The sequence below is a fragment of the Natrinema sp. CRL1 genome (genome assembly GCF_059162405.1).
Genome location: NZ_JBLVOY010000010.1, coordinates 41,519 through 59,759, shown reverse-complemented (window position 1 = coordinate 59,759; position 18,241 = coordinate 41,519). Strand labels below are relative to the sequence as shown.

The window sequence follows — 18,241 nt, the reverse complement described above, 5'->3', positions numbered from 1 at the left end:
GCGACGCCGTGCGTGCGCGAAGCTGGTATCGAGAGTTCCGTGAAATCGTTCTGATGTGTGCCGTCTACAACATCAAGCGTGCTGTGAGCTAGGCAAATCCAACGTCGTATGGCGATTCACCACGGTCCGTCAAATCTATGGGCGCTGCAGGATTCAATCCAAAAATGGCCTCGTTTAGAGCCAATAAGGTAGAACTGTATAGAATCTCAATAGTACTGGTCAGGGATGATACTTAATTGACTGTCTTAAGGTTGTGGCTGCGCGCGCAGCGATGGTCTCGTGAGAGGAGCGAACGAGAACTGGGAAGACGAACACAGTGAGTCTTCCCGAGCGAGCATGGAGCGGAGGGTGGGGTGGGGTCTGGGTCGGTCTGGCACGTAGCAAAAAAGAAGGCCGCGTTAGCCAGCTACTCCCACCACTGACCGCGTTCAGGGAACTGAAGGGTCGACCATCCGGTGACGGCCAGTGAGACACGTCCCTCGTACCAGTTCCGTGCAGCCCCATGAATGCGCACTCGTTCGCCTTCTTCGATCCACGGCGCGCCTGATTTCTCCCAGATCGTCACTCGAGTCTGGCCACTGTCGTCTGCGATGAGCCCGACCTGTGCGATGCTTGGATGCGATGGATCCCAAAGCGTCTCGACACGCCCCTCGATGCTCACCTTCTGTCGGCTCACATCCTCGAGTGTCCCAATCGGTACGATCTGTCCTGGCGCGGTCTGCAACTCTTCGAACACGCTGACGACCGCACTCGTGAGATCCTGTCCGTCGACGACCGCCTCGGCCAGCCGCCGACTGATCGCCGCTCGAGACCAGCCATCGAGCCGTTCGGCTAACCGCATCGACTGCTCGTTCACAGCCGCCAGTTGCGATCGTGTGAGGTTCGTCCGGGGATCCGGCCGTTCTGGATCCGCCATTGGCTCCACGCTCGCTGCCCGCTTCTGGAACCGTGTACGCCGCTCCGCACTTCGTCGTGCAGCGATGTCTCGCGCCCGCTTCGCTCGTCCCTGCTGTTGTCCGAACTCGGCTTGTGCACTGATCCGCTCGAGTTCTGCTTCCCGAGCCCGAATCCGCTCTTCCTGCTCGAGGGTCACGCCGTGAATCCGGTCGTCGTTTGTATCGACGATCCCGTCCGGGTGGTTCGCATCCACCTTTGCTTGGATCTCTTGCTTGACCGTTGCCTCGAATGCCGGCGTCTCGTCGACGACCGGGAAGTTCTCGTCATCGACTGCCTGCTCGTCCGCCTGTTTGAGTGCCTGTTCATCGACCGTAACGACCTTGCTACTCGAGTTGTTACTAGACATTGGATCTCACCGATCCGAAGGCGCTCAGCGCCTGCCACCGCGATGCGAGGACATCGCGGTTTTTCGACGACACCGACCGACGGATCCATCTGCGCGCTCTCGCTCGCGCCTTCGCGAGCGCCCTACTGGGCGCGAGCGAGAGCGCGCCTGAATGAGGTGTTCCAACCAGCACCGCGCGCCGTCCGCCTGGAGCGAGCGGCCAGCACTCAAGCCGGTTTCGCGTCCGTCGAGCGAGCGACGTCAGGAGCGAGAGAGACGCAACCGAAAGCGCGCTTGGTGCTGGCGCCGAGGGCACATGCATTTTAGCCCGGCAGCCCGCCCGCGACTGCAGGCAGGCAGCCCGGAATGGTCGGTCGCGAGTGATGCGGAGGTCTCGTGAGCGAAGCGAACGAGACATCGGTGAGCTTTGCTCACCGGCAGGCGGCAGCGGCGAGCGGGACGGGCCGTAGAGACGCACCCAGCCAACTGGCCACATCGACCGGCTTCCCACCCGCTACCCTAGTGGGCTCAGAAAGGGTGAAGCTATCTCGGCTGGCCCCCGACCCTGTAAGCACCACAGGAACGAGGCACGCAGCGTGGGTCACGGGATGTCGAGCGGTCGAGGGCTTTCAGGAAGGGTCTCGGATATCGGCTGCAATTCTACTGCACGTCCGTTGAGCAGGACTCTTCGTCAATTAGGACGTCGACGTTCTCCGGCGTCATAGCAAGTCAAATTCCTTGCACCGTGAGCTGTATTTCTACGTCCCCATCCGACGACCTGCTCGTCCATCTCGGCAACGGCATCTACGACATCACTCGTCAGGGAAAACAGTATCTCGCTGGCGAACTCGATGCTTGGGATCTTGCGGCTGACTGAACCCAGCTAGCGACAACCCTAGATCGAAAACCAGCTAGTTGCCAGTCCCGAACGACTTCGCATACGGTTGCCTGGAAGAAGGACCCTCACTCGTCTTCGAGCGCTGCGTAGATCTCCGCATGGCGGCGTCGGTCAAGCTTCCCCATCTCGAGGGCAATTTCGTGACGTTCGGCGTCGCTTTCGACTGCCTGATACTGCTCATACAGCTGGCGGACCTCGTCGTCGCCTGATCCTGATGAAGTAGTGGTAGACGTCATTTCTGTCGCAGGGTCCCTAGGAAGAGTATCTGTGGACAGTCACCGGTCGCGCAGTCGATCTCGAGCAGCCGCAAACTGAACGGGATCCGTGTCGCCAGCTGCAGCCATCTCGTTCGCCGACTGGAGTTGGGAGTCGATAAGGCGATTCTGCTGGCGTGACCACTCACTATCGTCATGTGTTCGAATATACTCGGCCCAGCGCTTGATCATTGCACGCCGTTGCTCCGTGTTCTGCCGTTGATCGTCTTCAAACTCCTGTGAGTTCAGCATAGTAGTCCTCAACTCCAAGTTCTTTGACGTACGTTTCGAGCTGCTCCGTGTTAAATCGTTCCTCGAAGGTCAAGTACAGGTGGAGTGCATCTTCAAAATCCTTCCCGCTGAGGCTGTCTGCAGCTTGTGCGAGCCGGAGTTTATACGCAATCTGGAGTTCGAGCGGGCTAATCTCGATCTGACCCTCGTCGAATATAACCGTGAGGGGATTCGAGAGTGCCTTGCGTTCCACGTCGTTTGAGACGAACCACGTTTCAAAGTTCGGGTACATCTCTCCTTCCTCGGCAATCCGGATCCGGCTACCCTCGCTCAACAGCGAATACATCTCATCAAGTGGCATCGCCATCCCCCAGTACTCCTGTTTTTTGAGTTCGGTAACCAACTGCTCAGTCTCCGTCTCAGACAGCGACTCCAGAATGACGTCGATGTCCTCTGTCGATCGAGATCGCCCAGTGAGGATTGCGACGTATCCACTGACGATGACGTAGTTCACGTCGCAGGTATCGAGGATCCGTGTGAACTCGAGTACGTCTTTGTCGAGCTTTGAAAGCTCCCGTGAAACCGTGAGCGTGTCGTTACTGAGTTCCATCAGTTTCCTCCAAGGAACACCGATAAACTGAGTACTGCATCACTTGTGTCCGGTCACTCGTTTCGATGCTCATATATTGACCTCTTCTTTGGTATCGTGACTTACGTCCTCACCGATGTCGTAGTACTCGTGGACGACAGGCTGGAGCGCCTGCAGAATTATCTCCGCGGCTAGTGGCGAGATATCGAGGTCCTCGGCCATCAGCCGGTGGGTTACCTCGCCGCGTTCGCGCGCGACGGCGTAGGTGAGCGCCGTCGCGAGGCCGGCGACGCCGTGACGGTCGATGTACGTGTCGATGTCGCCATTAGTCCCACGCCGCCCAACGGCGTCGATCAGCGCCGGCGTGATCGTGTACTCGCGGTCCCCGGCGGCCGTCGTCACGGTCAGGTCGATCTCGTGGGCTACGTACTGCCGTGGTTGCTCGTCGTTAGTAACCTCGACAACACCAGCGTCGACGAGCCCGTTGACGTAACTGTAGGCGGTTCCCTGGGCGAGCTCGAGGTCGTCCATCACGTCCTGGACGGTCGCCTCCCCCTCCCGAGCGAGATACGCGTACAGCTGAGCCAGCTGTGGCTCTTCGAGGAGGTCCGCGACCGAGAGGAAGTCGCGGACGATGTCGCCGTCAGCCCGATTTGAGGTGCGTGACACGGTTTGTTCTTGATTACAGTTTACAGTGAATCAGTAATGAGTGTTGGGGTCACTCCGCCGCCGCCGTGACGAGGTGGTCCTCGAGGTCGCGCGTCCAGTAGGCGGCTAGGCCACCGGGGTTACAGCGAGCGCAGATCTGGAGCGCCCTCTCAAGGTGGCCGAGTTCTACTTGGAACCGCGTCAGTGCCGTAAGCGTGTCGACGACGAGACCGCAGCCGTCACAGGCGACGTAATCGCGCTCGTCGGGATCCGGCCGCGTCTGGGTGGCGCAGTCGACACAGATCGGATGGGTGACCCGCTCATCCTGGCCCCAAGTGTGCGCCTCGCCAGTCTCGGCGCCGGGCGGAGCGTCGCAGAAGACACAGCAAACGAGGGTTTGCTGCATCACTCGGCCTCCGCGTCGGCGTCGCTACCGGCCGTCCAGCCGCGATGGAAGACGGCCAGTTGAGTGATCGAATCAAAGGTGGTACCGCTCGGCTCGTGGGCGAGGACTCGTCTCTCAGGAACGGGTGTGACGACGTCCGCGTCGACAAGATCACTGACCAAATTGTGGGCCGTGGCATCGTCGATATCCGCCGTCACAACGCTGGCGATGTCACGGTCTTGAGCGAGAAGTCCTTTCTCGAACTGTTCGTAGTCGGCACTTGTGTCGTTGCGAGAATTTGGATCAGGCATATGAATTGCGTCAGGCACGTGAGAGCGCGCCTCGCGCCTCACGGCGCCGACAGACACATCGTCGGTAGCAGGTGGTGAAGCAGGTCCCAAGCTTCTAGAGTGTTAACCAACAATTTGAGGTCACTCCCGGGGACGTTGGTTAAGACAAGTTCCCTACTGCAGAACTGCAGAAGAGAACACAAATTCGGGATACCGAAATCTCCCTCTGACGAGCGACTACCTAGTCTCCACCGCGAAGTGAGTTCGAAGGCGGCGGAGTTGGGACTCAACTGCGACCGCACGCAGCTACAATTCCGTTACCATAACCTTTTTTCACGAATTGGCGAACAGGGTGACATGACATTCCACTCCGCCCTGCGGGACCGAGAGCCGCTCGTCGGGACCTGGGTCGCGCTGAGCGATCCCGCGATCGCCGAACTCAGCGCTCGCCTCGAGTTCGACGCCGTGATGATCGACGGCGAGCACTCGACGAACTCGATAGAGACGATCACCGAGATGGCTCGCGCGATCGACGCTGCGAACGTCGACCCCGACTCCGGGTCGATCGTCCGCCTCTCGGAGAACGATCCGACGGAGATCAAACGCGTCCTCGACGCCGGCGTCAACGGCGTGATGGCCCCGATGATCGACACGCCTGAGGACGCGCGGGCGCTCGTCGAGGCCACCCGCTACCCGCCCAAGGGAGTCCGCGGCGTCGGCTACGGCCGCGGCACCGAGTACGGCGAGGCGTTTCCCGAGTATCTCGAGCGCGCGAACGAGGATCTCGTCACGATCGCCCAGATTGAGACCGAAGCCGGCCTCGAGAACGTCGAGGAGATCGCCGCCGTTGACGGCCTAGATGGTCTATTCGTCGGTCCCGCGGACCTCTCCGCCGCGCTTGACATCTTTGGCGAAACCGATGGCGACGAGTTCGTCGAGGCCGTCGATCGCGTGCTCGAGGCGGGCCACGTCGTCGACAAGCCCGTCGCGACGCTCGCGTTCGAGGAGGACGAGATCGAACGGTGGGTCGACCGCGGCTTCGACTTCGTGCTGGCCGGCGTCGACATTGACTACGTGAAGGCGGGCGGACTGCGGGCGAAGGCGATGTTCGAGGACGCGATAGAGAAGCGAGACGGGTAAACTGCGCGTCTCAGTTTAGTACAGACAAACGATAGAGCGCTGCGGACTGGAGACCATCCAATATCTATCAAGAACAGTGTGCTGAAGATAGAGCGAAAATCCAGCACGGCGACGAGTGCAGACGGAAACAACGTGGACTGGTAGATAGAGATAATCCAGCAACGAGGAGGATTCTGCTTCCTCTAATACCTACTAAGAACAACGTTTTGGGGCTATTCGAGAGTACTATCCCATACCCAATAATCGCGTAGGCTGCTCTATTGGGTAACCAAGACGATCCCAATAACTGCGAACGCTATCCCCGCAAATCTCGTTATCGTAACTTCGTCTCCGAGGATGACCATACCGATGAGAGCCGCGACGACAAAGTACATTGCACCGAGAGTAGAGATGACAGTTGTTGACCCTCCGGAAAGACCGATGTACATCGAAATCAGGCCTATTCCGGTGAACAATCCGGCTGTGCCAGCGAGCAGTCCACCTCTCGCAGTAATGGCAAGTGATGCGTCTGAAACGAGGATGTATCCGAGTGCAAGGGGTCCCGCAACAAGATAGGTGATTGCAGCGGCCGTCCTCGGGTCGATAGACTCCGACGCGGCGTTGCCCAAGACTACCCAAATTCCCCAAGCTACCATTGTAATCGAACCAAAGAACACGGCCGAATCTATTTCAGGGAAACCCATTATCGTGATTTAACGTAATGGTTGAATAGCGGCACCCAGAGACGCTCAAAGCGACTGGTATCGAACGGTGGGGCAACTCCAGCAGGGAGATAGAATTTTGCTTTAGTGTCGCTGCCTCGGTCATCGGCATGGTTTCTCTGTGCCATACATACTGCATACCGACCGTTCCCGCATTGGTCTCTTTCTTAATCGAATAATCCATTTATATCCGGTCTAGGAGATCCCATATATTCCTAACCGCTTTCGCAGGTTGCTCAGTGGATGCAGTGAGGACGACGAGAGCAAGCAAAAAAGATGCTTATCGTCCAGGGAACTTTACGAGAGATTTTCGATGCGCATTTATCTCGTCTGAGCAGTGTAACACCGATTCCGTCGGACTGCTCTCTCTTGTCCCCAGAGCCTCCGTTCCACTTACCCATAGAATAGCGCCCGACTGCTGAATGCAGACTCTATGGGCGTGTTTAGACGCTAGTAAGAGCGGCTAAATGTCGAACATACTAGGATGTGAAGCGGGAAGAGGAGTTTGTGTCCAGCAAACTCGCCCGCTTCACTGATCGGGTTGTCTCGCTCGCTCAAAAAGCCGTCGTCGGCGAGCCGGATCCAGCGTTCCAAGAGGGTGATGGCGGCTACGCAGACTGGGTAATCGTGGCGATTCACGGTCTCCGCGAGTATCTCGATCACCCGTATCGGCGGTTGCTGGACGTTCTTCACGAGATGCACGAGATCGTCGCCAAACTTGATCTGGCGGTGGATGAGCTACCCGATTTCACCACTGTATGTACGCGCAAGCAGGATCTTGAAATGCGAATCTGGCGAGTCCTGCTGCGGCTGTCGGCGGAGTTGCACGAAACCAGCGATGTTCAGGCGATCGACGCAACTGGCATGGATCGGATCGCTGCCAGCCAACACTACGCAAAACGGACGAACTACACGTTCGAGGCGGTAAAAATCACCACGCTGGTCGACTGCAAGACTGGTGCAATTCTAGATATACATTGCTCGATGAAACAACCGCACGATTCCAAGATCGGCTGGCAGATGGTCAAACGTAACCTCGACAAACTGAACATTCTCACCGCCGACAAAGGCTACGACTGGTGGCTACTTCGCCAAAGATTGCGTGCAGAAGGCGTTAAACCGGTGATCAAGCACCGCGAGTTCGGCTGGCACGGCATCGCCAATAATATCTTGCAAGATGATACGATCTACCATCAACGCTCAAACGCCGAATCGACGTTTTTCGCGCTCCGACGCAAATACGGCGAAATCGTTCGCGCTCGAACGTGGTTTGGTCAATTCCGCGAACTCGTCTTGAAATGCGCCGTCAGAAACATTGAACTCAGCGTTAGCCACTCATAACCGTGAAATCACGCGTCTAAACAAGGCCGACTCTATCTATAGCATTTCGCTGACTCCGATTCGGAATGCAGCGTCAAGCTTTTCTATCCTCTGTATGCAACAAGCCGGTTTTGATAGTTGCTAAGGGCTTCACCAGACATACATCTACATATATTAAAGACACCTACCCTATAGAACAGTGACCGATATTAAGGCAGTCGTCAGAGTCGAGCACCCAGATATAGTGCTCACAAAGACAGTCACTCACGACCAGAGTTCGAAAGTCGAGTCGGTATTAGAGGCAGGAACTGACCCTACATCGGGGAAGTTCTTCTATCGCATACAGTCATCTGATTTCCGCCAGTTCGAAGACGGATTACGGAATGATCACACCATTGGCGAGTTTGAACGGATTATTGAAACTAGAGACGAGAAAGCGATCTATAGCTTCGAGTATACAGACGAAGCGAAGATCATCTCACCAATTATTTCTGCCGCTAATAGTATAATACTCGATATGAAAAACGACGGAAACAGTTGGGTTCTAACAGTATGGATGCCCGACCGGACGAATCTAGCCCCTCTATGGGACTATGCAGAACAGAACGACATTGATATCGATTTACTGCGCGTGAACGAATACGCTAGTTTAGGGAATACGGACGCAGGATTGACCGATAGTCAACGAGAGGCACTCCTCGTCGCACTCGACACAGGGTATTTCGAAGACCCACGGAACGCAACTCTCAGCGAAGTCGCCGCTAATCTGGATATCTCTCAACCTGCAGCCAGTGGTCTCCTTCGGCGTGGGACCAAACGACTCATCGTTTCTTCGCTGATTGATGACAGTGAAAAGCCAAATTGATCAACGGCTACTCGGTGCAGTGGCGACGATATCTCCCGGAGGATACAATGTATCTTCGTTAGCGTCCTAGGGTGAGTGTCGTGACCGAAATGCGCCCTGTTCAGCACACCGCGAAGAACAGCTATCGAAGCTGACAGAATCATTAGCGGTCAAATACATGTTTAGTGAGCGTATCTTTCATGCTGAAACATGCCTGGAAATAGGATTTCAACAGAGCCGTCTCGAGGAGTGCCTCATGCAGATCGTCGACGGGAATTTGACCTCATCTACGGCGCCACGCTCTGGGTGATGCCCCTAATCACGTTAGTGATTAATCAATACGCCTGAAGCGCCACATTTCGAGCAGTCGATCGGAGATCCAGTCGAACCAATCGTCGCTGGAATTAGATCATGCCGACACTCCTCGAGCGGTTCGTTCACCCACACAATACCGTGGTCATCTGTCTGGTTGATTTTAGTTCTCGTTGAACTCCTCACCCCTCCGGAAGTCGATAAACTTGTCAGAGTGCTCTGGAACGGGGTTCAACTGTCATTTCCGACGAACCGCCGTGCACGACCCCAAATCGAGTCACTGTCATCAGCACCCGCCTCATCCATCTCGGGGTTTGAAGCCTGATCACGACGCTCGAGTACCTCCTGACAGTCACTGAGATGCTCTCGGAGCGTTTCGTTAGTCGCCTCAAGTTCGTTGATACGATCGTCTTTCTCCTCGAGTGTTGCCTCGAGTTCGTCGACGCGATCGGTCAACAATCGATTCTTCTCGACCAGATACGCATGATTCTGCGCTGGTTCGTCACGACTGCTGGTGGTCGACGACTCGCTCTCTCTGGAACTTGCTTCACTCGAGTCCCCTCGAGTGTCCGGATCGTAAAACTCGGAGGTATTTGCAATCGCTCGCTCGATGGTTTTCTCGCCGTACGTTGACCCATCGGCGTAGTGGACTTCGTCCCACTTCTCGCGGAGAAGCCCTGACTGCCGGAAAAGGGCATCCACTCGAGTATGGTCGCCGCCGGTCCAGAACGCCAGCAGACAGCACAGCGCCATATCAGCTTCCGACTGGCTTTCGTACCCGCTAGTCGAGCCACGCCATAGTCGCTCGAATTTCTCACCGTTGGACGCATTTCGAGCCTTTTTGAGCAGGTCCTTGTCTTCGAGGTCAACGTTGGTATCGACTGCTGTATCCGTCGAAGCCTGCTCGTCAGTCATGTCACGATTCTCGGCGTCAGGTTTCGCGTCAGTCTCGATATTTTGGACGTACTCCTGGTGGATCGCCTCGAGTGCATCCTGTTGACGAGCAACGCGACTGGGCATCTCTTCGAGGGAGTCACCGGTCACGGTGAAAAACCGGGCTGTGTCGTACAGTTCAATGCTTCCACGTCGATTCCGGCCATCCGGGAGTTCTCCCTCGATGAGCACATGGAACCCAGTTCCCGACGGAGAAATCTCCGTATAGGAATCAAGCCGCTCGATAATGTCCTGTGCTACGTCGGCGGCATCCCCAGTCTCCGGTTCTCGGCAGTCATCGAGATCCACACCAACAATAGGATCATCGTCGGTAAACACGAACCCGACGCCATCTGCATCCCCCGAATCGGCGTACTCGAGCGCGGTTTCGACCGATGCCCATGTCTCTGGATCCGTCGAAGACGCAAACTCACCACTCCCAGGTGTCACCGGGATCTTGGTCGGCTTCCCGTCTCGAGATTCTTCTCGCCAGCACACCCACTGATCGCGCTCACGTAACTGCTTGGGGAGTACCGAAACCGTCTGTTCAGACATCGACAATCCACCTCGTACTGCGCGTCCATCTGGTCGCATACCACCCATCAGTGTGCTGATAAACATGCCGTAGGCTGGTAGACTGTCCGTGACCCTGTCCAACGGGTGCAACCCGTTCTATACTAGTTGGTTTTGAGCCTTGATTTGCCCTGAACACCGCCACCGTACTGCGGTTTTGCTCTGAACAGCTACCAATTCCGTGACCTGAACAGGAAATTTGCCCTGAACAAATCCGGCTATATGGCGGATACTGGCAGATACACCAGTTCCTAATCGTATTTTGGAATTTGGGTTGTGGGGGCGAGATTTTCAGTGGTCCAAGTGCCTGAATTATATTCATTATTCTGATATTGTTTCTCACTCAATGAACTCTGATCCATCACTGGTCAGATCGATACCGGTGTAGACAGTCACGAGATCGTCGCCGTCTCTGACTCGGGTATCCTCATAGTCGACGACGTTCGAAAGCTTCCGACCGAACCAGCTCGCGTTTGTTCCATCAATATCGTACTGGTCGGTCCATCTCGAGTAGGCTTGAAACAGTGCTGCCTTTGGAATCTGTGCCCCATCTGCCTCTCTGATATACATCGCTGCGAACGCCTCAATACCGTTGCCGTCTGGGTCAACCTCAACTGACACCGATACTGCTGAACCAGACTCTACTGATGGGGACGACTCCGTTACTCGAGAGTGATTCCCTGAAGGGATGTCTGGCCATAGTTCCTCATTGCTTGGCGAATCGGACAAACCGTATGTCTCGCCCTGCTGGAAGAGTACAGGACGCTCATCGTCGGAGAGTATCAGAATTAGGTAGCTCTCCCGTGAATAATCCAAGTCTGGTAGGTCAACAGCAGGTCGGAATGGCCGTTTGATCGGCGTCCATTCATCCTCAAAGTCGTCTCTCGAGTCGTAGACATGGGTTTCGCCAGCTTCGTAGACAGTATACTGCCCGGCTTCACGATCATGGCTATAGTAGGCTGGCACACTGTCCTTCGAGAGTGTACTCTCATCTGGAACACGGGCAAACGCTGTTTCACCGTCTGAAAGGACGATTTTACCGTTCTCTCGTGTCCAAACAGTTCGGTTCGTTTCAGCCGTCTTGGGCCGAACGGCAGTGACGCCACCGTGAGCAGTCGCACCACCACTGAAGGTCACGATCTCGTCGCAGTTGTAGAATTGTTCAGTACCATCGGCTCGCTCTTGCAGCGGTGGCGAGAGGATATTCTCGACTCGAGTCGCCCACTCTGTCTCGGAGTCACCAGGTCGAACGACGAAGATCGGAATCCGATCTGCTTCGTGGGCTCGCTTGAGATTCTGCAAGACCTTCACGGGTCGATCTGGCGTCGTCGTCTCAGCCTCGATATTGAATACGACGTTGTGATCTGGATGCGTCGCGATGGCGTCCGGTTGCTCGCTTCCGTCCTGCTCGAGGATTTCGACACTGAATCCACGCTTTGTCAGCGCTGTTTCCGTCTCGAAGAGGACTGCATCGTGTGTAGAGCCACCGGCAGATCTGACAGTGCCTGTCTCCGGTTCGACCACTGTTTCTCCGTCGTCAGTGAGTCGAACTACGATGTCGTCGTTCTGCAGCGTAACCTCGAGTAACCGGGATTCCTCACGAACGTCAGGCAACTCTTCGGGTGCAACGTCGATCTCAGGCTCAGTATCCTCGAGGCGGGCTGCGAGTTCCTCGTCGACGGTAGTGACATCGACCCAGCCGTTTTCCGCTCGCACGCGTTCTCGAATCTGGACTGCACGAACGGCTTCCGCCATCGTCTCCTCTAGAATCTGCTTGGGGTTCGCTGCCTCGTTCGAATCACTATAGATGAGATCCTGCAAGATCTCAGCGTCCGTCAGCGGATCGGTCCCATATCGTTCGAGACTCTGTTCGATGATTTGATCGACAGTATCCGTTCCACGGAGGGGCGGATATGGCGGAAACGTCCGGATCAAAACCGGTTCAGAGTAGCGCCCACCCGAGAGCGGGATCCGTGTCCAGACTTTGAACTGGTCGGTCGTGATGAGGTCCTCTGCCGTGTAGTCACGGAAGCGTTTCATCAACAGTTCGGCATCGTCACTGTCGTTGACTGAGAACGTGAGCAGGTTATCGCAGTTGTTCTGCATCGCCTTCAGCGTGTCCTCGTCGAACTGAGAGGGATACTGCGAAGCCAGAGTCACCGACAACCGCATCGACCGAGCACGGGCGAGCATCGACTCGATATCGAGATTGTCGCTCGCGATATCGTCGAACTCATCACAGAGAACGAAGTAAGGTTCTGGCTCGGTATCGAGTTCGTATGAGCGCCGCTGAATCGCACTCCACAAATTCCGCATGACGCCGAGGGTAACCATCTTCTTGATGTCCGTATTCTCGACCGGCGTTCGAACGATAACGATCCGATCGTTCTCAATGATATCGCGGAAGTTAATCGTACTCTCCCGGTGAGCGATAATCCGGCGAATCACCGAGTTTTCAACCCAGGACTTGATCCGTTTCAAGAGCGGGCGAACCGTCTCTTCTTCCATATTCGCGATCTCGAGACAGAACTCCCTGATATAGGGATCCTCGACGTCGAGTGCGAAGTCCTCGCGACGATCGGCGTTCAACAGAATGAAGTACATATCGATGACCGAAAACGGCTGCTCGGATTTCATCATCGCCCGGGCCATCGACTCGGTGATTGCTTCCATGTTGATGCCCCAGTAGTCAGAGGTATCGAAGACCGCTTTCAGGTTCTCGACCCGGTTTTCGATCTCGTTTTCAAGTTCCTCAGTCGTCTCACAGTCGGGCACCTCGAGGAAATTCATTCCGACCGTATTCTCATGGGTGGTCGACCCGGGCTCGATCCAGACCACGTCCTCGAGGCGATGTTTGGGCAGCATCCGGAGCAGTTCTCGAGAATCACGGCCCTTCGGATCGAAGTACGTGAAGCCATAGCCACTGTAGGCCCATTGCACCATCATATTCAGGAGTTGAGTCGTCTTTCCGTAGCCGGTCGTCCCTGCAATCCAGTTGTGCCGGAAGAGTGAGTCGAACCGGATCGGGGCCTCACGGAAGCCAGTCTGGGGATCCTCCGTGTAGCCGGCCCAGAGTGGGGACGGTGCGTCGTACATCCCGGCTTCAAACATTTCTCGGACGAATGGACCTGCAACCGTTCCTTCATCGGCTGTTTCTGTGAGGATCGGCTTGCCACCGACACGGGTCGTGTCTTGGTCGACGATATGGTATTGCTCTCCGGTCATTGCTTGCTGGGCAGTGGACGATTCAGTGCCAGCATTCGTGGATGCATCGTCAGCTGGTTCGGACTCACTGCTTTGGTCGCTACTCGAGGTCTCTCCACCGCGTCCGAAGAAGCGATCAAATACCATCGAATCCCTCCTGATCGCGAGTAGAGCCATCAACGGTGACTGCTGCCTCGTCGGGAACACCAGATGGCTGCCCACCAGTCGGCGACTCATTAGCGTCGTATCGAGATCCATCTGATGGGAGTCGATCACCACGCTGCGTATATCGCCAGTCGATCTTCGGCGTCTCAATCTCCGCATTAGGGATGTGTGCGACGCCGGCGAGTTCGTCGACGGTCATAATCATACGGCGATCGATCCACTCACGGTCACGCATCCGATGGATGAATTGTCGAAGTCGTTTGGCTCGTTTCCGCTCTTTGCGATGCCAGACTGGAGTATCGTCGAGTCCCTGCTCCGTAACCGCGTTGTAGTACTTCCTGAACATCCCTGCGACGCCACGGGCTCGAGCCTCGGCTTCGGCCTTTTCAGACGACGCAGCAAGTACGCGAATATTCACGTGGAACGCCTGTTGACCACGCTGCTGTTCGATCGTCTTCGCGGCCTGCTTGTCCTTCTGGCTCGCCGGTCGAGTCCGAGGATTCAGCCACCCCACGGACGTCCCTTGGCGAAGTGCATGAGCGAGTTCATCGACGCTGTTGTGCTTGAATCTATCACCGTCGGTCCACGATTGCTTTGCAGGTCGAAAGACGACTTGTGTGACGACTGTACTCTCGTCAAGCGACAGCATTTCGCTCGTTATCTCGCCGTAGGGATCCGTCTCGAAGCCTTCGCTGTTGTGATGACGGATCGGGTAGTAGGGTATCTTCTCCATCTCGAGCCACGCGCCGGCGACGTACTGGTTAGAATCGATGACCGGGAACGCATGGCCCTCTTCGACAGGGAAAATCTCGCTGTTCGCGTAGTTGTTCCCGACCCGCCGTCGGAACTTGTCTGCGGCTGCCTCGGTAGCAGCGTGCATATAGAACGAAATTTTTCCCTCATCGAACCAGACTTCGAACGAGTGATGATCACTCGTATTCTTCCCGCGGAAGTTCGTCGTCACGTCGTGGACTGATTGCAGAACGCCGGCCCCATCCACGACACCATTGTTCTCCTTGTAGGGGCGGATCCGAAGGAGTAGTCCTGGCGTGTCTGCTTGCTGCTGAACAAACGATTCCTGGTCTCCAAACTCGAGTTGCGTCGCCTCGTACTGGGGCGACGAACCGAGCAGTTTCGTGAAACGATTGAGCGTAGTCATAGTCTTAGTTGTCACATTTGGGTTCGGTTGTGCGCTGGTCGGGAGCTGACGCTCCGCCGTCGGTCTGGATCGGTGCCTCTTCGGTGTCCGTCTCTGTCTCAAGAGCCTGTTCGACGACTGCATCGAGGATCTCTGTCTTGCTGAGATCCTCCTCGAGAAGCTTGCTCGCCGTCTCAGCAGTGATGTCGAGACGGGTCGCAAGCGCGTTTTGCTGTCCTTCGGTTTCGACGAATTCCTCGAACGCGAGCAGTTCCGCTGACTCGTCGTTCATCGCCTGTTGGATGAAGGCCTGATCCGCTGGCTCGTAATCGATAACCCGTTTTTCGAACTCGTCTGCGACCACGTGCAAGGGATAGGTGCCGTGTTCCTCAACGCGAACAAGTGCCTGACTGTAGCCGAGGTCCGCTTTCCCGGCGTCGGCACCTCTGACGTACTGGCGCTGTTCTTTCGTCAACCCGATTTTGTCCGCCGTCCGGTCGTCCAATTCGGGGAGTTTGTGGAACACTTTGATCGGACACATCCCGATGATCTTCTCGGCCTGCTCAGTCTCGTAAAACTCCTGAGCGGTCTGGGAGAGCAATACCATTCGAAGGCCGGCGTGGCGCTGGTGACGGAACGCCGTCTCGAGGAAGTCAAGGTTCGCCTGGTCTTCGAAAAGGTAGTGTGCCTCGTCGATCGCGAGTTCGACGTTCCGTTGGGTGTTCTTCGCTTGCTGGTAGATCGTCGATAGCAGTAGTTGCATCAGGAACGTCTGGCGGTCAATCCCTGAGGCGCTCCCCTCGATCTGACCGAGATCGATATAGACGACCTTGTTGTCGCCCTCGAGAATATCGATCTCCGAGCGGTGGGAGAGGTTTTCGTAGGAGCCACCTTCGCGGAACGGTTGGAACGCAATCGCGAGTTCATCCGCGTACTGTGCAGCACGTTCGCGAGCGGATTCGGATGCAGCGATGTTGTGCTCGTCCGGATTCTCGGCGATATCACAGAGGATCCGGTGGATATCTTGCATCGTCGGCGAGTTCTCTGACGTATGCGTCGAGACGTCGTCCTCAACGACCCCTGCCTGTCGATAGGCTTCGTCGATCACATACGAGAGGACACCTGTCTCAGCCCCGAGTTCGATATCACGAGCGTCGAGGAAGTTCTCGAGAACGGCGTAGACCTCGTCTTTCTTCGCTGAAAGGGGAGAGACCCCATCGCTGGACTCGAGGACGTGTTGGGGCGTCTGACGGATCTCGAGCGGGTTCAATTTCGTATCGCCACCGACGGTGATCGTCTTCGCGTTCAGGGCGTCTGCAATACCGCGAAAGCCGCCGACTGGATCGACGAGGACGAGCATCGTGTCGTTGTGCCGCTTCATCATCCGCAGGTGGCGCATGATCCCACCGAACGTTTTCCCGGCACCCGGCATTCCGACGACGAGTTCGCTATGCCCGGTCTCAAGGTCCCACGGGTTGATTCGGATTGGAGAGCCGTTGTGGCCGTGATAGCCGTACTCAATCCCGTCGTCCATCATCTGGTAGTTCGATGAGAACGGAAACATCGCGCCAATGGCCTGATTGGTCAGCGTCGACATCCGATCGCGACCGAGTTCGTTCCGGCCGAGCGGTGAGACCGTTGCGAGTCCTCGTTCCTGCCATCGACTCGCGACTTTCAGCGTACAGTTTGCTGGTGCGTCCTTGATGATCGAGCGCAGTCGAGTTGTCTGATTCTCGAGTTCCTGCTGGCTCTCGGCAGCCAGGCGGATGAATACGCCGCCTCGATAGAACGAGGCTTTGTTCGCTCGAACAAGCGAGCGCATGTACTTCGCTTGGTCGATGTCTTCCTGCAGATCTTCGGCTTTGAGGCTGTTTGAGTCGTGCTGGTTGATCTTCAAGTCCGAAATCCAATCTGCCATCATATCCTGAGCCGATTGACTATCGAACGGATCGAGGTGAATGCTGAGATCCGTCTGCAGATCTGTCTCGAGCAAGAGTCGCTCAAGGAGGCCATCCGAGGGCTCTTCGGGGAACTGTTCGATCCAGAAGGTGCGAACGAACGTCTCGTCGTTGATCACGGCATAGGTCGTCTCCCAGTCGATTGACGACGGCGCAACCACTGACTGGTGCATCGTCGACGTATCCGGCAGACGATCTGCGTCGGAAACCGACGGTTCGTCAGCAGTGTCTTCTTTATCGAGATCCTCGAGGGAGTACTCCCAGTCCGCAGCTTCGTCACTACTGTCGTCCATCGAATCAAGGACATCCTTCGGATCTGGCGTCGCTGGCACACCATCGCTGATGCCGTGAGAGACGACTGGGAACGTCCCAATCGCGCTCGTCATATCAGCGTAGTCCTGCGATTGGCACGTCCAGTACTCCTTCGTGACTCGAGCGAGGTCATACGCGTCGACGGGGCTGATCGAACACCGGTATAATGACGAGCCTCCTCGGCGGAGTTGCATGAGTCGCGATTCTAACTTCTCTTCTTTGAGCTGGTCGCGCTTGGATTCACTCACCCCCTCAGACTGAAAGCGGCCGAAGAGTCGCCCGAGAACTGGTACATCTGCGAGGTAAGCCAGAACGCTGTCACCGGTTTCGTCGAACTGTTCGATGTCGCTGTCGGTCACCGCAGTGATGAGATAGTACTCTCTGATTGTCGTCGTCTCAGAGTCGATATCTCCGTTTTCATTTGTGTTGGAGGAGACGTATTCCTCGAGGAGGCGTTTCAGGACTGGGCGCGAGCGAACGTCATCATCGCCAAGTCGATTTTGATGTTCGCGAACGACGTCGTCCTCGTCGATTTCGCGGCTAGTGATGTAGATCTTCACGGGGAAGTCAACAGTCGAATTAACGAACTCTGAAAGTGACTGCACGGCCTTCGCCCAAGCCTCGTCATCCTCGAGGGCCATATTCGCCGGTTCGACGTTCATCGCTCCGACGAGTGCGCCATCGGTGCGTTCGATGGCGTGTGGATACACCCGATTGAGTCGGGTCAGATAGCGAACGTCGCTGTTGTCCTCGCCACCGTGCGTGTACTCCTTGTTTTTGATCGCCCAGCCGAATCGAGCGACGAGCCATTCGGTGAGCCAGAGGTAATCAGGTTTGACCTTGTGGAGAAGGAAGAGAAGGATCGTGAGCATGATCCCGAATCCGAGAATCGGAATCGTCAGTGCAGAGGGAACGAATGTTGCTGCGATAACGGTGACGAACGCCACCGTGAGAAACAACATGAGCTCGCCGATCGTGTAGCCCTGGAAGAACGCTGTCGTGCCACCCAGCGATTGGTGGATTTTCCGTGCGTTGTACTCGCTGTCTGCTGTATTCGAACTCAT

16 protein-coding genes and 3 pseudogenes are annotated in these 18,241 nt (G+C 56.2%); 7 read left to right on the top strand and 12 right to left on the bottom strand.

What is annotated here, in order from left to right:
* A pseudogene (locus tag ACJYUO_RS21090) lies at positions 1-92 on the top strand (IS5/IS1182 family transposase); the annotation flags it as partial.
* 314 nt (positions 93-406) lie between these two features.
* Here the strand turns inward: ACJYUO_RS21090 and ACJYUO_RS21085 are convergent.
* Entirely contained in the window at positions 407-1,303 is an 897-nt protein-coding gene (locus tag ACJYUO_RS21085; protein ID WP_494347282.1) for an SOSS complex subunit B family protein, read from the bottom strand.
* On the opposite strand from ACJYUO_RS21085, the gene ACJYUO_RS21080 reads away from it, so the two are divergent.
* Both ACJYUO_RS21080 and ACJYUO_RS21075 read left to right on the top strand, forming a co-directional pair.
* Positions 1,303-1,458 (top strand): hypothetical protein, encoded by a 156-nt coding sequence (locus ACJYUO_RS21080; RefSeq protein ID WP_494347281.1) that lies wholly within the window; start codon positions 1,303-1,305, stop codon positions 1,456-1,458. The genes ACJYUO_RS21085 and ACJYUO_RS21080 overlap by 1 nt on opposite strands.
* 602 nt (positions 1,459-2,060) lie before the next feature.
* Positions 2,061-2,159 (top strand): annotated as a pseudogene (locus tag ACJYUO_RS21075) (MarR family transcriptional regulator); the annotation flags it as partial.
* Between the two features lie 86 nt (positions 2,160-2,245).
* Here the strand turns inward: ACJYUO_RS21075 and ACJYUO_RS21070 are convergent.
* The 6 genes from ACJYUO_RS21070 to ACJYUO_RS21045 all read right to left on the bottom strand — a co-directional run bounded on the left by ACJYUO_RS21070 (position 2,246) and on the right by ACJYUO_RS21045 (position 4,598).
* Positions 2,246-2,416 carry a hypothetical protein gene (locus ACJYUO_RS21070; RefSeq protein ID WP_494347280.1) on the bottom strand — a complete coding sequence of 57 codons (171 nt, stop codon included), beginning with the start codon at positions 2,414-2,416 and terminating at the stop codon, positions 2,246-2,248.
* A gap of 39 nt (positions 2,417-2,455) precedes the next feature.
* On the bottom strand, positions 2,456-2,626 hold the full coding sequence (locus ACJYUO_RS21065; protein ID WP_494347285.1) for a DUF8150 family protein: 171 nt from the start codon (positions 2,624-2,626) through the stop codon (positions 2,456-2,458).
* Positions 2,627-2,663: 37 nt separating this feature from the next.
* Positions 2,664-3,275, bottom strand: coding sequence for a hypothetical protein (locus ACJYUO_RS21060; RefSeq protein ID WP_494347279.1), 612 nt, complete (start codon positions 3,273-3,275; stop codon positions 2,664-2,666).
* Between the two features lie 69 nt (positions 3,276-3,344).
* A complete protein-coding gene (locus tag ACJYUO_RS21055) occupies positions 3,345-3,923 on the bottom strand; it encodes a DUF7437 domain-containing protein (RefSeq protein WP_494347278.1) in 579 nt (192 codons plus the stop codon).
* Positions 3,924-3,972: 49 nt separating this feature from the next.
* On the bottom strand, positions 3,973-4,308 hold the full coding sequence (locus tag ACJYUO_RS21050) for a DUF7558 family protein (protein WP_494347277.1): 336 nt from the start codon (positions 4,306-4,308) through the stop codon (positions 3,973-3,975).
* Complete coding sequence (locus ACJYUO_RS21045) at positions 4,308-4,598, bottom strand: DUF8069 family protein (RefSeq protein WP_494347276.1); 291 nt, start codon at positions 4,596-4,598, stop codon at positions 4,308-4,310. The genes ACJYUO_RS21050 and ACJYUO_RS21045 overlap by 1 nt, the downstream gene beginning before the upstream one ends.
* Positions 4,599-4,934: 336 nt before the next feature.
* On the opposite strand from ACJYUO_RS21045, the gene ACJYUO_RS21040 reads away from it, so the two are divergent.
* Positions 4,935-5,717 carry an HpcH/HpaI aldolase family protein gene (locus ACJYUO_RS21040; RefSeq protein ID WP_494347275.1) on the top strand — a complete coding sequence of 261 codons (783 nt, stop codon included), beginning with the start codon at positions 4,935-4,937 and terminating at the stop codon, positions 5,715-5,717.
* A 257-nt stretch (positions 5,718-5,974) separates the two neighbouring features.
* Here the strand turns inward: ACJYUO_RS21040 and ACJYUO_RS21035 are convergent, their stop codons facing one another.
* Entirely contained in the window at positions 5,975-6,400 is a 426-nt protein-coding gene (locus ACJYUO_RS21035) for an EamA family transporter (RefSeq protein WP_494347274.1), read from the bottom strand.
* A gap of 504 nt (positions 6,401-6,904) precedes the next feature.
* Between ACJYUO_RS21035 and ACJYUO_RS21030 the strand changes: the two genes are divergently transcribed.
* Together ACJYUO_RS21030 and ACJYUO_RS21025 are read left to right on the top strand one after the other, a co-directional pair.
* Complete coding sequence (locus ACJYUO_RS21030) at positions 6,905-7,759, top strand: IS5 family transposase (RefSeq protein ID WP_494347273.1); 855 nt, start codon at positions 6,905-6,907, stop codon at positions 7,757-7,759.
* Positions 7,760-7,937: 178 nt separating this feature from the next.
* On the top strand, positions 7,938-8,603 hold the full coding sequence (locus tag ACJYUO_RS21025) for a helix-turn-helix domain-containing protein (RefSeq protein WP_494347272.1): 666 nt from the start codon (positions 7,938-7,940) through the stop codon (positions 8,601-8,603).
* Positions 8,604-9,271: 668 nt separating this feature from the next.
* On the opposite strand, the pseudogene ACJYUO_RS21020 reads toward ACJYUO_RS21025, so the two are convergent.
* Together ACJYUO_RS21020 and ACJYUO_RS21015 are read right to left on the bottom strand one after the other, a co-directional pair.
* Positions 9,272-10,382, bottom strand: a pseudogene (locus ACJYUO_RS21020) (phage NrS-1 polymerase family protein); the annotation flags it as partial.
* Positions 10,383-10,739: 357 nt separating this feature from the next.
* Positions 10,740-12,908 (bottom strand): TraM recognition domain-containing protein, encoded by a 2,169-nt coding sequence (locus ACJYUO_RS21015; RefSeq protein WP_494347284.1) that lies wholly within the window; start codon positions 12,906-12,908, stop codon positions 10,740-10,742.
* Between ACJYUO_RS21015 and ACJYUO_RS21010 the strand changes: the two genes are divergently transcribed.
* The gene (locus tag ACJYUO_RS21010; protein WP_494347287.1) at positions 12,825-13,412 is read left to right on the top strand and encodes a hypothetical protein; all 588 of its coding nucleotides are present in this window, start codon (positions 12,825-12,827) and stop codon (positions 13,410-13,412) included. The genes ACJYUO_RS21015 and ACJYUO_RS21010 overlap by 84 nt on opposite strands.
* 328 nt (positions 13,413-13,740) lie before the next feature.
* Here ACJYUO_RS21010 and ACJYUO_RS21005 read toward each other — a convergent pair whose 3' ends face one another.
* Complete coding sequence (locus ACJYUO_RS21005) at positions 13,741-14,928, bottom strand: DUF8128 domain-containing protein (protein ID WP_494347271.1); 1,188 nt, start codon at positions 14,926-14,928, stop codon at positions 13,741-13,743.
* Positions 14,929-14,932: 4 nt separating this feature from the next.
* A complete protein-coding gene (locus tag ACJYUO_RS21000) occupies positions 14,933-18,241 on the bottom strand; it encodes a VirB4 family type IV secretion system protein (RefSeq protein WP_494347270.1) in 3,309 nt (1,102 codons plus the stop codon).

Bases quoted from the DNA above. Each gene is read 5' to 3' on its own strand.
- ACJYUO_RS21085 (WP_494347282.1), bottom strand. From the start codon at position 1,303: ATGTCTAGTAACAACTCGAGTAGCAAGGTCGTTACGGTCGATGAACAG.
- ACJYUO_RS21060 (WP_494347279.1), bottom strand. From the start codon at position 3,275: ATGGAACTCAGTAACGACACGCTCACGGTTTCACGGGAGCTTTCAAAG.
- ACJYUO_RS21045 (WP_494347276.1), bottom strand. From the start codon at position 4,598: ATGCCTGATCCAAATTCTCGCAACGACACAAGTGCCGACTACGAACAG.
- ACJYUO_RS21015 (WP_494347284.1), bottom strand. From the start codon at position 12,908: ATGGAAGAAGAGACGGTTCGCCCGCTCTTGAAACGGATCAAGTCCTGG.
- ACJYUO_RS21005 (WP_494347271.1), bottom strand. From the start codon at position 14,928: ATGACTACGCTCAATCGTTTCACGAAACTGCTCGGTTCGTCGCCCCAG.
- ACJYUO_RS21035 (WP_494347274.1), bottom strand. From the start codon at position 6,400: ATGGGTTTCCCTGAAATAGATTCGGCCGTGTTCTTTGGTTCGATTACA.
- ACJYUO_RS21065 (WP_494347285.1), bottom strand. From the start codon at position 2,626: ATGATCAAGCGCTGGGCCGAGTATATTCGAACACATGACGATAGTGAG.
- ACJYUO_RS21050 (WP_494347277.1), bottom strand. From the start codon at position 4,308: ATGCAGCAAACCCTCGTTTGCTGTGTCTTCTGCGACGCTCCGCCCGGC.
- ACJYUO_RS21070 (WP_494347280.1), bottom strand. From the start codon at position 2,416: ATGACGTCTACCACTACTTCATCAGGATCAGGCGACGACGAGGTCCGC.
- ACJYUO_RS21040 (WP_494347275.1), top strand. From the start codon at position 4,935: ATGACATTCCACTCCGCCCTGCGGGACCGAGAGCCGCTCGTCGGGACC.
- ACJYUO_RS21000 (WP_494347270.1), bottom strand. From the start codon at position 18,241: ATGAGTTCGAATACAGCAGACAGCGAGTACAACGCACGGAAAATCCAC.